This window comes from Acinetobacter sp. CY73, assembly GCF_059515865.1.
On record NZ_JCAKMZ010000014.1, the window covers coordinates 46269 to 62307 of the forward strand.

General features: G+C 38.9%; 10 protein-coding genes. 6 read left to right on the forward strand and 4 right to left on the reverse strand.

The genetic code is table 11. The features are described from left to right. The first annotated feature begins 205 nt into the window (after positions 1–205). A complete protein-coding gene (pepN, locus tag AC5YD2_RS08450) occupies positions 206–2815 on the forward strand; it encodes an aminopeptidase N (protein WP_496125912.1) in 2610 nt (869 codons plus the stop codon). 235 nt (positions 2816–3050) lie between these two features. Next, positions 3051–3263, forward strand: coding sequence for a hypothetical protein (locus tag AC5YD2_RS08455; RefSeq protein ID WP_496125913.1), 213 nt, complete (start codon positions 3051–3053; stop codon positions 3261–3263). 269 nt (positions 3264–3532) lie between these two features. On the opposite strand, the gene putA is transcribed toward AC5YD2_RS08455, so the two are convergent. Further along, positions 3533–7375 carry a trifunctional transcriptional regulator/proline dehydrogenase/L-glutamate gamma-semialdehyde dehydrogenase gene (gene putA, locus AC5YD2_RS08460; protein WP_496125914.1) on the reverse strand — a complete coding sequence of 1281 codons (3843 nt, stop codon included), beginning with the start codon at positions 7373–7375 and terminating at the stop codon, positions 3533–3535. Positions 7376–7493: 118 nt separating this feature from the next. On the opposite strand from putA, the gene AC5YD2_RS08465 reads away from it, so the two are divergent. Beyond that, positions 7494–7982, forward strand: coding sequence for an Lrp/AsnC ligand binding domain-containing protein (locus tag AC5YD2_RS08465; protein ID WP_496125915.1), 489 nt, complete (start codon positions 7494–7496; stop codon positions 7980–7982). Positions 7983–8074: 92 nt separating this feature from the next. On the opposite strand, the gene putP is transcribed toward AC5YD2_RS08465, so the two are convergent. After that, the gene (gene putP, locus AC5YD2_RS08470; RefSeq protein WP_496125916.1) at positions 8075–9568 is read right to left on the reverse strand and encodes a sodium/proline symporter PutP; all 1494 of its coding nucleotides are present in this window, start codon (positions 9566–9568) and stop codon (positions 8075–8077) included. A gap of 427 nt (positions 9569–9995) precedes the next feature. Here putP and aspA point away from each other — a divergent pair, with 427 nt between their 5' ends. Next, entirely contained in the window at positions 9996–11453 is a 1458-nt protein-coding gene (gene aspA, locus AC5YD2_RS08475; protein ID WP_496125917.1) for an aspartate ammonia-lyase, read from the forward strand. Positions 11454–11675: 222 nt separating this feature from the next. Continuing rightward, the gene (locus AC5YD2_RS08480) at positions 11676–12587 is read left to right on the forward strand and encodes a DUF4349 domain-containing protein (protein WP_496125918.1); all 912 of its coding nucleotides are present in this window, start codon (positions 11676–11678) and stop codon (positions 12585–12587) included. 180 nt (positions 12588–12767) lie between these two features. On the opposite strand, the gene AC5YD2_RS08485 is transcribed toward AC5YD2_RS08480, so the two are convergent. Together AC5YD2_RS08485 and AC5YD2_RS08490 are read right to left on the reverse strand one after the other, a co-directional pair. Beyond that, entirely contained in the window at positions 12768–13490 is a 723-nt protein-coding gene (locus tag AC5YD2_RS08485; protein ID WP_496125919.1) for an SIR2 family NAD-dependent protein deacylase, read from the reverse strand. Next, positions 13487–14449, reverse strand: coding sequence for a LysR substrate-binding domain-containing protein (locus AC5YD2_RS08490; protein WP_496125920.1), 963 nt, complete (start codon positions 14447–14449; stop codon positions 13487–13489). Before AC5YD2_RS08490 ends, AC5YD2_RS08485 begins: the two co-directional genes overlap by 4 nt. Before the next feature lie 242 nt (positions 14450–14691). On the opposite strand from AC5YD2_RS08490, the gene AC5YD2_RS08495 reads away from it, so the two are divergent. After that, entirely contained in the window at positions 14692–15912 is a 1221-nt protein-coding gene (locus AC5YD2_RS08495) for an acyl-CoA dehydrogenase (protein ID WP_496125921.1), read from the forward strand. Positions 15913–16039: the final 127 nt, after the last annotated feature.

A 16039-nucleotide genomic window follows, 5' to 3' on the forward strand; every position in this document is an offset into this window, starting at 1 on the left:
AGTACAAACGTCGACTAAATATTCAAAATTTATTGAAAAAATCAGTCTGAGCTCCCATATCAGACACAAAGGCAATAGCACAGACAGATGATAAATCTTGGCGTATGATCAAATGCTTGATCAAATTTTTTGTGTTAAAAATTAAATTGCATTAGAAGCCATCGTGAAGAATTTCTCTGCTTAAACAACAGAATCAGGACATTATATGAATATCGCGGCAAATCCAGTGATTGAAGCAGATCAAACTGTTTATTTAAAAGACTACCAAAAACCTTCTTTTCTTGTAGATTCAATTCATTTAGATATTCAAGTTTTTGCAGATCATACTCTTGTGAATTCAACGCTGGTAATGAAGCGTCAAACCGCAGGGGAATTGGTACTGCTTGGTCGTGATTTAGAGCTTAAATCCTTACAATTAAACGGTCAGCTACTGGACGCGTCGCAATACCGTTTAGATTCAGAACAATTGGTCATTCAGAATGCGCCAGATGAAGTGATTTTAGAAACTTCAGTGGTGATCCACCCTGAAACCAATACCCAACTTGAAGGTTTATACCTTGCGGGTGAAGGGCTGTTCGTGACTCAAAATGAGCCAGAAGGTTTCCGTAAAATTACTTTCTATCCTGATCGTCCAGATGTATTGTCCGTATTTACGACACGTGTGGAAGCAGATAAGAAATTCCCAGTGTTACTTGCCAATGGTAACTTGCTAGAAAAAGGTGAAGCTGGCGAAGGTCGTCACTATGCGATTTGGGAAGATCCAACGCATAAACCCGCATATTTATTCGCATGTGTGATTGGTGATTTGGCTGTATTAAAAGATCATTATGTGACTTCAGAAGGTCGCAATGTTGCTTTAGAAATTTATGCTGAAGAAAAAGATATTCCAAAATGTCATATTGCCATGGAAGCTTTAAAGCATTCTATGCGTTGGGATGAGGAGCATTATGGTCGTCCATATGATCTTGATAATTATATGATCGTAGCCACCAGTGCATTCAACATGGGTGCAATGGAAAATAAAGGTTTGAATATTTTCAATACTTCATGTGTTTTAGCAGATGAAGAATATACCACTGATGCTGCGATTATGGGGGTTCAAGCGGTGATCGCGCATGAGTATTTCCATAACTGGACAGGCAACCGTATTACGTGTCGTGATTGGTTCCAACTGTGCTTAAAAGAAGGTCTAACGGTTTTCCGTGATCAGTCTTTCTCAGAAGATTTACAATCTGCTGCGGTGCAACGTATTGATGATGTTGCGGTTCTGAAAGCCCATCAATTCCCGGAAGATTCAGGTCCATTGTCACATCCACCACGTCCAGATCATTTTGTAGAAATTAATAACTTCTATACGGCGACAGTGTATGAGAAAGGCGCTGAAATTAATCGTATGATGGCGACTCTACTGGGTAAAGAAAAATTCCGTAAAGGCACAGATGAATATTTCCGTCGTCATGATGGTCAAGCGGTGACTGTGGAAGATTGGGTTGCGGCATTGAGTGCGGGTTCGGGTGTCGATCTGTCTAATTTCTTAACCTGGTATAACCAACCAGGTACACCAAAACTTGAGGCTCAAGGTGAGTATGACGCAGCTTCACAAAGCTACAAGCTCAGCTTAAAGCAAAGTCTCAAAGCTCATCCCAAATATCCAAATTTAAAAGCAGTTCCGATTCCTGTCGCTTTGGCATTATTTAATGCTAAAACAGGCGAACAGCTCACCTTGAATTCTCAAGCGTTGTTTGAAAATGGCGTAAAAGATGGCGTTTATTTATTTGACCAAGATACTGCAACCATTGAATTTACAGGCTTAACAGAAAAACCTGTGGTGTCATTGCTGCGTAATTTCTCTGCACCAGTTAATCTTGAGTTTAACTATTCAGATGAAGAACTTGCATTCTTACTTCAGTATGAAACCAATGGGTTTAACCAGTGGCAAGCGACTCAAACGCTGTTAGAGCGTATTCTGTTGAATGGTCATGATGCAACGATTTACTTGCAAGCAATGAAACAAACGATTCCGACTTTGATTGATCAAGACCCACTCTTGGTTTCTCGATTGTTTGATGTACCAACAGAAGGGTATTTGGGGAGTCGCATTGATTCGGATTATCAACCCATTAAAATTCAAGAGCAACGTAATGCATTGTTGACTAAGCTTGCTCAAGAATTTGGTTCATTCTGTAAAGAGACTTATTTGAGTCTTGATCCAAGTGTACAAAAAGAATTTTCTCAGGCCATGGGTGTACGTGCACTTAAAAATATCATGTTGAGTATGATTGCACGTCAGGGCGATGCGTCTGCATTTGAATTGGCGGATGCTCAATATAAGACAACCAAAAATATGTCTGAGCGTTTAGGTGCGCTAAAAGTATTGGTTTGGAATGATGCACCTCAAGCTGAAGCGGCATTGATCGATTTTTACATGCGCTTTAAAGATGAATCATTGTCGATGGATCAATGGTTTATGGTTCAAGCTGCACATCCGCAAGCAGATGCTCAAACGATCGAGTATTTAACATCGCATCCTGATTACGATTTGGCGGTGCCGAACCGCATTCGTTCAGTCAGTAGCGGTTTAAATGCCAATCCTGTCAATACGTGGAGCTTTGGTGTTCAGCACTATATTCAATTGGCTCAATATTTGGATGAAAAGAACCCGATTATTGGTTCTCGTTTACTGCAAGTATTGTCTCGTTGGTATACCTTGGCTGAGCCTCAACGCAGTCAGGTCAAAGCTGATTTAGAAGCCTTAAAACCTCTAGTAAAATCGAAGAATGTGAGTGAAACTTTAAACAGTATGTTGAATGTTTAAAATGAATTAGCATTTGATTTAACAGACGCATTTTGACTAACAGCCTGAGAATTCTCAGGCTGTTTTTTATCGAAAAATCTATAAAAATTGATGGCTTATTATTGAGATATACTTTGTATAATATGTAGCTATTGTGATAAATTACACAAAATAATATCAGCCTATCCTGTTTTTATTGGTCATGTTGAAGTGATCTAGGTTTTGGATGAGTATCGTAAAAACGTCAGAGTGAACTATGTTAGTTAAAATAGAAAATGGGTTTTATTTAAATGCACAACATATTATTGCTGTGCGAGTTTCACGATCAGAAGCAAAAGGTCAATTTATTGTGAATATTGAATATACGCCGAATAGTTTACAAAAAGCGGGTGTGTATGAGATTGCTTTTGAAACCAAGATTGATGCGGAACGTTATTTGCAAACATTGAATCAAGCTCTACCAAAGTAAAGTATTTCTGTTTAAAATATTTCTTTCAGATGATTGAATTTAAGCTGCTTTATAGATCGAAATAATCTTTTATTACGGGAATTAACTGAGCTGAAATGGGCCATTCAATTTTTAAAATCTAATGCTGTTCTTGGTTATTTCTAATCTACGATATGTTCTCAATACAATTAAATATCTGAGTTGAAAGTAGCATCGTTTAAGATGATTAACTCAAAATAAAAAAGCAGTCCTGAGACTGCTTTTTTAATTCAATAACTTGGAGAAATCCCTTAACTTTCTAAAGTCATCAAGCTTGCATTACCACCTGCAGCAGCCGTATTAATACTCAATGCACGTTCGATGATTAAAGGCTCAATACATAATTGGGTTTGATTCTCTTCGAAATGGCTGATCGCAATAATTGCACCATCGCGCTTAGCAATTTGATCTTGTAGCTGAGTCAATTGGGCTTGAGTACCGTGATGGAAAACAGCATCAAATTGACCAGATTCAATATTTGAAATGCTATGAATGTTTTGGCGCAATTTCTCAGGCATTTTAGACAAATGTTGGAGCACAAAAGTATGATCCGCCAATACGGTCAGTTGAGCACCAACAGCGAAGATGGTATTCATTTGCGCTAAATACTGCTGTTCAGTTTGAGCGATACTTAATACACGTTCACGGGGTAAAACCGTATATTGATTCGATTCACCTGTCGGACCAGGTAATTCATAAATACCGACTGGAGAGTAAACCTCTGTCAAATCAACTTGAGGGAATTGTTGTTTTGCCCAAGTCCTGAACATCGCATAAATTGAATGGTCATGCTCTGAAGTGTGATGTGCAGTTTGGTTTGCGACAGTAAGCTGATTGAGCGTACCAAAGGGTTGTTTAAAGCTTAACGTATTGGGTTGCATTAATTTATAAAGGTAGAGCGGTCCACCTGCTTTAGGACCCGTCCCAGATAAACCTTCGCCTCCAAAAGGCTGAACACCGACGACAGCACCCACAATATTGCGATTGATATACAGGTTGCCGACATGCGCTTTTTGAATTACGGTTTGAATGGTTTCATCAATACGCGTATGTAAACCCATCGTTAATCCGTAGCCTTTGGCATTAATGTGTTCAAGTAATTGATTGAGCTCGCCGTATTTATAGGTGATCACATGCAATACCGGACCAAATACTTCTCGTTTAAGATCATCTAAATGCGGTAATTCGATCAATGTCGGTGGAATAAAAGTACCTTGGTTGAGATTTTCAAGATTTTTGGAATTTTCACTATTGTTTGAGCTTTCAAGCTTAAATTGATGAACGGGATAGCCCTTTGATCGCATCATTTCAATATGATTTTGAATATTTTGCTGTGCCTCGGTATCAATCACAGGACCGACATCAGTATTTAATAATTGTGGATTACCCAATTTTAATTGTGCCATTGCACCTTTCAGCATTTGAATCAATACATCAGCATTGTCTTTTTGCACGCAAAGGACACGAAGGGCAGAGCAACGTTGACCCGCACTATCAAATGCCGAATTGACAGCATCTAGAACCACTTGTTCTGTGAGTGCTGAAGAATCAACAATCATCGCATTTTGACCACCGGTTTCCGCAATAAGCGGTATCGGTTGTCCTGAAGGGCTTAAGCGTTTCGCCACAGTCTTTTGCAAAATCTTAGCAACTTCAGTCGATCCAGTGAACATAATCCCGTGAATACGATGATCACTCGAGAGTTGAGCACCTACAGTTTCACCGCGACCTGGTAATAGTTGTAAGACAGCTTCAGGAACACCCGCTTCACGTAAAATACCGACAGCTAAACCTGCAATCAACGGTGTTTGTTCCGCAGGTTTTGCAATCACGCAATTACCAACGACTAATGCCGCTGAGATTTGACCTGTGAAAATGGCCAATGGGAAATTCCATGGGCTGATACACAAGATTGTTCCCAAAGGCTTTAATTGCGTAGGACGACCAAATGAAATCGCTTGAGATGCGTAATATCTTAAGAAGTCGACAGCTTCGCGAACTTCTGCAATCCCGTTGGCATAGGTTTTACCGCTTTCACGGCTCAGTAAAACCATGAGTTCTTGGATGCGTGATTCCATAATGTCGGCAGCTTTTAATAACATTGCTGCACGGTCTTCATTTGACACTAATGTCCAAGCTTGATTTGCATTTTGAGCTTGTTGCAAAGCTTGATCAACTTGTTCATGTGTCGCTTCAATCACAGTACCAACATGATCTGTATGGTTTGCTGGATTGATAATCGCTTGAGCAATCGCTGTATCTTTTTGAGATACGAAATTAATTTCAGCGCTAGAACTCGAAGTTTTGAGAGAAGAGGGTTCTTTCGCAAGCATGGGTTGACAATGCCATTGCTGATCAGCCTTTTCCATAACGACACGATTCAGTGCTGTTAAGGTTGAATCATCCGCTAAATCTAAGCCTTTTGAGTTTTGGCGTATAGGTTGGATAACATCGATAGGCAATGGAATAGCTGGGTGCATTTCACCAATATTTGAGGTCACTTTTGCTGTATGCATGATTTCGTGAATAGGATCTTCTATCAAATCATCAATTTTTAAAGTTTTATCAGCAATACGATTGACGAAAGAAGTATTCGCACCATTTTCAAGTAAACGACGGACTAGATAAGCCAAGAGTGTTTCATGGTTGCCTACTGGGGCATAAATACGACATGGGACATTCAATTTATTTTCAGATTTCGGCCCGACCACTTGCTCATACAGCGGTTCACCCATGCCATGTAAGCACTGGAATTCATACTGACCCACATAATATTGCTCAGGATTTGCCAAATGATAAATTGTCGCGAGCGTTTGAGCGTTATGCGTTGCAAACTGAGGATAAATATAATCTGGTTCAGCTAAAAGCTTCTTCGCACATGCGATGTATGACAAATCTGTATGCACTTTACGTGTAAATACAGGGTAGTCCGACATCCCATCCACTTGTGCCTTTTTAATTTCACTATCCCAATAAGCACCTTTCACTAAACGAATCATCAAACGTTTACGGCTACGTTTTGCTAAATCAACAATATAGTCAACCACGTAGAAACAACGTTTTTGATAAGCTTGTATGACAAAACCAATGCCTTTCCAGTCTGCTAAAGCAGGCTCGAAACATAGGCGTTCGAGTAGTTCGAGTGAGATCTCAAGACGATCAGCTTCTTCTGCATCAATATTTAAACCAATGTTGTAATTCTTCGCCAAGATCGCTAAATCAAGAATCTTCGGATAAAGCTCATCGTGTACACGTGAAATTTGTGAGCGTTGATAACGTGGATGTAGCGCAGAAAGTTTGATTGAAATCCCTGGACCTGTATACACGTCTTTGTCTTGTGATGCTTTACCAATCGCATGAATAGCTTGCGTGTAATCTTCGAGATAACGATTAGCATCTTGTTCAGTAAGGGCTGCTTCACCGAGCATGTCATACGAATAGCGGAAGCCTTTTTCTTCTAATTTTTCAGCATGTTCTAAAGCTTCTTCAATGGTTTCGCCTGTGACGAACTGTTCACCCATCATACGCATAGCCACATCGACCGCTTTACGAATAATGCCACGACCACTACGTGCAAGTAGGGAGGTGAGCATGCTTGAAAGACTTTGTTGTTTTGGCGTTTCCATCAACTTACCGGTCAGCATCAATCCCCATGCTGCAGCATTGACAAACATCAGATTACTTTGACCTAAGTGATCTTTCCAATTGCCTTGATTAATCTTATCTTTGATCAATAAATCACGGGTTGCACTGTCAGGAATTCGCAGTAGTGCTTCGGCTAAACACATCAAAGCAATGCCTTCTTGAGAGGAAAGGGCAAACTCTTGTAGTAAACCTTGTACGATGCCCGCTTTACCACCTGAGCTTTTGCGATCACGTAAGCTATGCGCCAAATTAAAAGCAAGATCATAAATTTTTTGATTTAATTCTTGATCGATTGCAGTGTGATGAATCAGGTTTTGGATACATTCAGATTCATCACGGCGCCAAGCAGTATTTACTGCTGACTCATAATCATTTTTGTCTTTAAATTCGGTAATATACTCAAAGCTAGGGCTTAATATTGTGGCTTGAGTAGATTTTATGGTGTTCATATCCACGTCCTGTGAAGCATTAAAAATTGTTGAATGATTTGCCTTATATAATTTATCATTACAGAAAATATGACGAATAACTCACTATATTTTGGCTTATCTTTAGAGAATAATACTTATGTCAAACAATGGACTGACACTCGACCGCATCGATATTAAAATTTTAGATATTCTTCAAAAAGATGGAAAAATCTCGAATATTAAATTAGCTGAAGCAGTCAATTTATCTGCAACGGCGGCACTTGCACGTGTTCAAAAGCTTACTGCTGAAGGTTATATTTTAGGTTTTGAAGCCAAGCTGAATCCCAATTTGTTAAGAGCTAATTTTGTGGTTTTTGTGGAGATATTACTTGATAAAACCACACCGAATGCACTGGAAGCATTTTCGGAAGCTGTTTTTGAATACCCTGAAATTATGGCATGTCATATGATTAGTGGTGGCTTCGATTTTCTGGTCAAGATCTGTTGCGCGAATATGGAAGAGTTTCGCCGTATTTCTGGTCAGGTGCTTTGGCAACTTCCTGGTGTAAAAGAAACGCGTAGTTACCCTGTAATGGAAGTCATTAAAGACAGCTCTCAAATTAAATTGAGCTATAAGCCGAAATAGCCCGTAGATTCAGTGCTTATATCTTATTTTTTGAAAATAAAAAAGAGGCTATTTAGCCTCTTTTTTAGTGTAAATATTATCAGTGAAAAGAATTAACCCATTTCGCGTTTATAAATTTCTTCAGATTTATCGAAACGATCAGTCACTTCTTTTTCAGGTGCTTTACCCATCAAGCTCACCACAACGATACTGATCAATGAAAGTACAAATCCCGGTACGATTTCATATAATCCAAGGTGTCCCAGCGTATTTTTCCACAGGATCACGGTGACAGCACCAACGATCATACCGACCAAAGCACCGTTTAAAGTCATACGTTTCCAGAACAGAGACAATAGAATCAATGGACCAAATGCTGCACCAAATCCTGCCCAAGCGTAGGAAACTAAACCTAAGACCTTGCTCTCAGGATTCATCGCAAGAATGATAGCAAGCACTGAAATTGCCAGTACCATTAAGCGTCCAACCCATACCAACTCATTTTGACTGGCATTTTTACGTAGGAATGATTTATATAAATCTTCCGTTAGCGTACTTGAACAAACCAGAAGTTGACAGCTGAGTGTACTCATAACAGCAGCCAAAATTGCAGCCAAAATTATACCTGCAATCCATGGATTGAATAAAATCTTAGTCAATTCCATAAATACGGTTTCAGGATTGGCATTTACAGCTGCAGCAAGCTCAGGGTGAAGTTGGAAGTAAGCAATACCGATATAACCAACAGCCACAGCACCAGCAAGACATAAAATCATCCAGATCATACCAATACGACGGGCATTTGGAATGGATTTAACTGAATCCGCTGCCATGAAGCGTACCAAGATATGCGGTTGACCAAAATAGCCTAAGCCCCATGCCATTGAGGAAATAATAGCGAGTGTACTAATGCCTGTAAACATATTGGATGCATGTGGACGAGCGGTTTCAATGAGCATCGACAGTTGGGTGGTATCACCTATAGCCAAATACGTCATAAACGGAGCAAGTAACAATGCAAAAATCATCAATCCAGCTTGGAATGTATCCGTCCAACTAATGGCAAGAAATCCACCAATGCAAACATAACTCATGGTAGCGATCGCACTCACCCATAATGCAGTGGTATAAGACAACCCAAAAATACTTTCAAATAAACGAGCACCTGCGACCATGCCTGAAGCACAGTAAATTGCAAAAAACACCAGAATAATGAGTGCAGACGAAATTCTCAGCAGTTTCTTTTTATCACCGAAGCGGTGGGTAAAATAATCAGGCAGGGTTAAGGCATTATTTTGTACTTCTGTATGCACACGTAGACGACCAGCAACCAGATACCAGTTAAACCATGCACCGATAATCAGGCCAATCGCGATCCATGATTCAGAAAGTCCAGTGAGAAAAATAGCACCAGGTAAACCCATGAGCAACCAACCGCTCATATCAGATGCACCTGCTGAAAGTGCGGTCACAAAACTACCAAGACTACGACCGCCTAAAATATAATCCGAAAAATCGGTGGTTTTTCTATATGCATACAATCCAATGCATACCATCGCGATTATATAAAATATAAACGTGACGACGGTGGGGTGGGTAAAATTCATAACTTATCCTTTTGTCATAATGAGTCAATTCTTCCAAGCATTGATTTTTAATTATGTGTGGCGAATTAATCAGCTGATTCAACCATAGAATCATTTTTTTTGACTGTGATTTTTATAATGCGATTATGAGCATCTTCTGTATCTAATTGTACAAATGGATACAAATGGAAAAAAGGGATTTTTAAACTGTAATTCCATCTATAAAAAATTATGCTTTATTAATCCATCAAAATCAGCATTTACTCAATTCTAGAAGTTGCTTTTTATAATTTAATTTATGCCATTTACAAGAGTTAACAATGGGTACAATCTAGCTATACTTAATAATAATGTTTAGCCAAAAGCGTATCAATTATGCCTATTTAAAAAGGACAATAGGCATATGATGTTTGGGTACATATTACAATTCTAATGAGTGAGTCATAACATGGAAACGGTTCAACCTCTAGCAGTACGTATTGAAAAAGATTTATTGGGAAATCGTGAAGTTCCAATGGATCAGTATTATGGTATTCATACTTTAAGAGCCTTAGATAACTTCAAGATTTCTAAGCATACAGTAGGTGAGCAAAGTCACTTTATTCGTGCTTTGGCACAAGTGAAAAAAGCATCTGCACAAGCCAATCAAAACTTCGGATTATTGGCAGAAGAAAAAAGTATTGCGATTCAGAAAGCATGTGATGTTTTAATCGATCATCCAGAGCAATGGGCGACTTCATTTCCAAGTGATGTTTATCAAGGAGGGGCAGGAACCTCGATTAATATGAACAGTAATGAAGTTATTGCCAATATTGCCCTAGAAATACTGGGATATGAAAAAGGTAAATACGATATTATTCATCCAAATGACCATGTAAATAAATCTCAATCCACCAATGATGTATATCCAACCGCATTAAGACTGGCGACTTATTATGCTTTAGATGGATTATTTGAAGTCATGAATAATTTGATTAATAGTCTTTTATTAAAATCAAGCGAATTTAATTTTGTATTAAAAATGGGGCGAACTCAATTACAAGATGCAGTTCCAATGACGCTTGGTCAAGAATTCCATGCATTTGCAACATTATTAAAAGAAGATATTCGACTGATCAAAAAAACACGTCATTTATTATTAGAAATAAATTTGGGTGCAACTGCCATTGGTACGGGTGTGAATACACCACATGGTTATGCAAATATTGCCAATCAATATTTATCTAAAATTACAGGGTTAAATTTAATTGGTGCGGAAGATTATGTTGAGGCAACCAGTGACTGTGGTGTCTTTATTATTTTATCCAGTACATTAAAACGTTTAGCCGTCAAACTTTCTAAGATTTGTAATGACTTGCGATTATTAAGTTCAGGACCACGAACAGGGTTGGCTGAAATTCGTTTACCTGAATTACAAGCAGGTTCATCCATTATGCCTGCAAAAGTGAATCCGGTCATTCCAGAAGTGGTCAATCAAATTGCATTTAAAGTCATTGGGAACGATTTAACCATTACCTTTGCTGCAGAGGCAGGGCAATTACAGTTGAATGTGATGGAGCCTGTGATTGCTGTATCGATGAATGAATCTATTGAACTTCTAGTCAGTGCGATTCAAACACTCGATGAAAAATGTGTGCAAGGTATCGTCGCAAATGAACAAACATGTTTCGATGCCGTCATGCGTAGTGTCGGGATCATTACTTTGCTTGATCCAATTTTAGGTCATGCGAAATGTGATGAGATAGGGAAGCAATGTATTGCTGAAAATAAAACGATTCAAGAAGTTGTCTTGGAACAAGGTTTGTTGACACAAGCTCAGCTGGATCAAATCTTCTCTTTTGAAAATATGATTTCTGAAATCGCGGTAGAAGCTTATGAAGAAACTGAAATCGAGCGTGTCAGCTAATTCTGTTGACTTGGCTTGGATCTAACGAAACATAAGATAAAACCTGTAGATTAAGAAAAAAACTGTAGCTTAGGAAAAAATTACAGATTAAGAAAAGGATGATGCGAATACATCATTCTTTTTTTATAACAATTCATTACTTTAGAAAAAATAATCAACATTTATACTTGCCCAGCCAAATAACTATTTTTAGATTTTTCTTATAAATTAAGTAGACTTGAAATGAATAATAAATTTTTAATTGCGCTTTTATGTGCGATTACTTTAGCGGGTTGTGCGAAAAAAAATGAAGATGCATCGGCAGATGTTGACACAAATGCTGAACAGGTGGTCGCTGCCGATGTCGCTGATGCTCAAACAGTGATCGACGCGAACGCCAATGAACCCAATACAACGCCTGTAACTGAACAAAAACCTGATGTGATATTGAATACAGACGTTAATCCTGCTGAATCTGCTCGTCGTATGGTTCGAGAAGCAAATATCAACTTTAGCGCGCAGGATGTTGTCAAGACCACGCTTGCAGTGGAAAAGATTACGCTAGAGGCGGGTGGATTTATTGAACAAAAGAATATCGACTTTAATGTTGTCGACTCTAATCGACAAAGTATTGCTGAAGGTAAGGTTAAAGTTTTTGAAAAAGTTGATCCACTTGCATCCATGGTGATTCGTGTGCCGAGTGAGCGGGCAGCCAATGTGGTCAATCAACTTCTGCCTTTAATGTATTTTTTAAATCAACAACAATACTCAGCTAAACGTTATGAGCTCAGACTCCTTGAGGATAAAATTTCTCAAACGCAGACAGTTCCAAGTGATACGCGTAATGCACAACTCAGTGAAATTGCACGTCTTACCCGTATGGAAGTGCAAGACCGTGTTCGATATAGCACGATTACACTCGCCATCAGTCAACCGACTTTGGTGCGTGAGCGGATTGATATTGATGTAGATGCTGTAGCACGACTCAATGGCGATAGTTTCTGGAAACGGGCATGGAATGGTATCCAATATGGATGGCGTTTTGTTTTAGATTTACTGGTTATCTTAATCACGATTTGGCCACTTTATCTATTAGCTATAGGGGCTTACTTACTGTATCGCCTGTGCAAACCGTGGATCAATAAGATTAAATAATGTTGTAGCGCATTCACCTTAGCTTATACGTACCAATGACAAACCAATGATCAACTGATGAGAGTAATAGTTGATGATTGGTTTTTATTTTAGTGGATGATAAGTGTGAATGTGCTCAAGCTTAATGTTGTAAATGCAAATCCTAAACAAGAAACCATTGCTATAAATCATCTAGACGTTTTAAATCAGGCTTAAAATCTGCTGCATTCCTTGTGTAGCAGTCATCTTTAAACATTGATAATGTTTGGGTACACGAGAATAATCTGCTTGAGGATCAATATAAAAAGCTTGGCATTGCATAGATATTTCATGAATGAGTCCAGCGACTGGATATACCGTCAATGTAGATCCAATCACAATAAAAATATCTGCATTTTGAATGATTTGAATGGCTTCGTCATAGGCGGGTACAGCTTCACCAAACCAAACGACATGTGGTCTTAATGGATAACCTAAACGACAGAAGTCACGCTCTAATTTCAGTTCATTTCCTTGAATAGGATAAAACTCCTGACTATATTGAGCATTTGGCCCAGAGCTTTTAGCCAATCGAATATTGCCATGTAAATGTAAAACTTTTGAACTTCCTGCGCGCTCATGTAAATCATCAATATTTTGGGTAATCACTTGTACATCGTACTGATCATTCGATTCTAATTCTGCGATGGTCTGATGCGCTGCATTGGGTTCAGCTTCGGAAATATTTTTACGCCGTTCATTATAGAAACGTTGAACCAGTTCAGGGTCTTTTGCCCAAGCTTCAGGCGTAGCGACTTGCTGAATATCATAGTTTTCCCATAGACCATTGCTGTCACGAAAGGTACTAATTCCACTTTCAGCACTCATGCCTGCACCAGAGAAAATCACTATCTTTTTGATTGGTTTTTTGATTACGCTGTTCATTCATTAGCTCCAGAAGGATATGAGCGTGCTTCATTTTGTAATTCGAGTTGAATCCAATCCACAAATTTATCAATGAGCATTGAATTTTCCTGACTAGAATGCACAAGATAATAAGATCGAACGCCTGTAAGTTTTTTATCGGTAGCCATCACCAGTTCTGATGATTCCAATTCTTTTTTGATCAGCATTTGAGGGATCAGTGCCATACCCATGCTATGTGTTGCTGCAACAGCGAGCATAGAAAAAAGTTCGTGACGTTGTCCTTCAAAAGGGTTGGGATGTTCAATCTGATGTTTTTCACACCATTCTTGCCAAATATTCAATCGAGTCGTTTGCTGAAGTAAAGGAAGTTGAATCATCTGTTCTGGACTCAGATCATAGCAATAACTATTAATCTTTTTGGCATCAGGAAAATGTTTTTCGACCAGTTGTGGTGAACACACAGGAATGACATCTTCAGTCATTAAAAAATGGGTTTGTGTACCCGGCCAATGATCAATTTGTTGTTGTGTACCTGCATAAATAGCAGCATCAAATATATTTTCATTGAATAAAAAAGGTTTTGTACTGGTTTCTAAGTGAATGATAATTTCAGGATAAATCTGATTAAACCGTTGTAATTTAGGTAGTAGCCAACGGGTGGCAAAAGTCGGCACAACGCCTAATTTTAGGGTTCCACCTAAGCCTTTGTGTGTAATGACATCCAAAGTACATTGTTCCAAACCAATTAAATAAGGCTTAATACTTTGATAATAATGCTGACCTGCTTGGGTTAATTCAACACCGTGCCTTGTACGATTAAATAAGCTTAAACCCAGTAATTCTTCAAGCTGTTGAATTTGTCGTGATACAGCGCTTTGAGTAATAAACAGTTCTTGAGATGCGTGGGTGTAGCTTTGATGCTTTGCTGCAGATTCAAAACACAGTAGACCTTGTAACGATGGAATAGTTCGCCGCATGGATCAATCCTTTATCCATTAAGGTATAAGTTAAATACATAGTTAATATCTTAATTTATGCAAAATATTCGAATATGAAAAGCATTGATTTAGAATTAGACATTTAATTTGAACTGTTTTATTCAGTGTCATTTTAGATATTCCAAAATAGCATATCTGCATGCATATATATCGTTTGAATTATAGCTAACACAGACTTAGCATCAAGATGAAAATAATGATCTAAATAAGCAGAGGATGCTATGAATCAAATGGTCACGACAAAAAAAGCAAAAGTTCAATTCAATTGGCAAGATCCATTTTTAATCGAACAACAGTTAACTGAAGATGAACGCATGATTCGCGATACTGCATTCGCCTATTGCCAAGACAAGCTAGCACCACGTGTACTTGAACAATTTCGTCATGAAAAAACGGATGTGACTATTTTCCGTGAGATGGGTGAGCTTGGGCTGTTGGGTCCAACCATTCCAGAGCAATATGGTGGTGCGGGACTCAATTATGTGAGTTACGGATTAGTTGCTCGTGAAATTGAGCGTGTCGATTCAGGTTATCGTTCAATGGCCAGTGTACAAAGCTCATTGGTGATGGTGCCGATTAATGAATTTGGCTCGGAAAGCCAAAAACAAAAATATCTACCAAAGCTGGCGACTGGTGAATATATCGGTTGTTTTGGTTTAACTGAACCTGATCATGGTTCGGATCCAGGCAGTATGATTACTCGAGCAAAGAAAGTAGAGGGTGGTTATCGTTTATCCGGTGCCAAAATGTGGATCACCAACAGTCCGATTGCAGATGTATTTGTGGTGTGGGCAAAAGAAGTATCTGCTGAAGGCAATGTTGGGGATATTCGTGGTTTTATCCTTGAAAAAGGTTGGGAGGGTCTTTCAGCGCCTGCGATTCATGGCAAAGTCGGATTACGTGCATCAATTACAGGTGAAATTGTGATGGATAATGTGTTCGTGCCTGAAGAAAATGCTTTTCCAGACGTGCGTGGATTAAGAGGCCCATTCACTTGCTTAAACAGTGCTCGCTATGGGATTGCTTGGGGTGCAATGGGTGCAGCAGAATTTTGTTGGCATGCTGCTCATCAATATACGATGGATCGTAAACAGTTTGGTCGTCCACTTGCTGCGAATCAATTGATTCAAAAGAAGCTTGCAGATATGCAAACTGAGATTGCTTTGGGTCTACAAGTGGCTTTGCGTTTTGGTCGTATGAAAGATGAAGGCATTGCTTCTGTTGAAGGCACATCTTTAATTAAGCGCAATAACTGTGGTAAGGCTCTTGATATTGCACGCGTTGCGCGTGACATGATGGGTGGAAATGGCATTAGCGATGAATTTGGTGTTGCTCGACATCTAGTGAACCTTGAAGTTGTGAATACTTATGAAGGTACACATGATGTCCATGCACTCATTTTAGGTCGTGCCCAAACAGGTATCGCAGCTTTCGCGAATTAAAGATATCTGTTGGTGTACATCTGAGGGAATCAGGATGATTTCCTCAATCAACGAATCAATTTAATAATATATTAAAAAAGGATTCATCGAGAGTCTATAGAGATGCTTTGCCCTTTAAAAATTATAA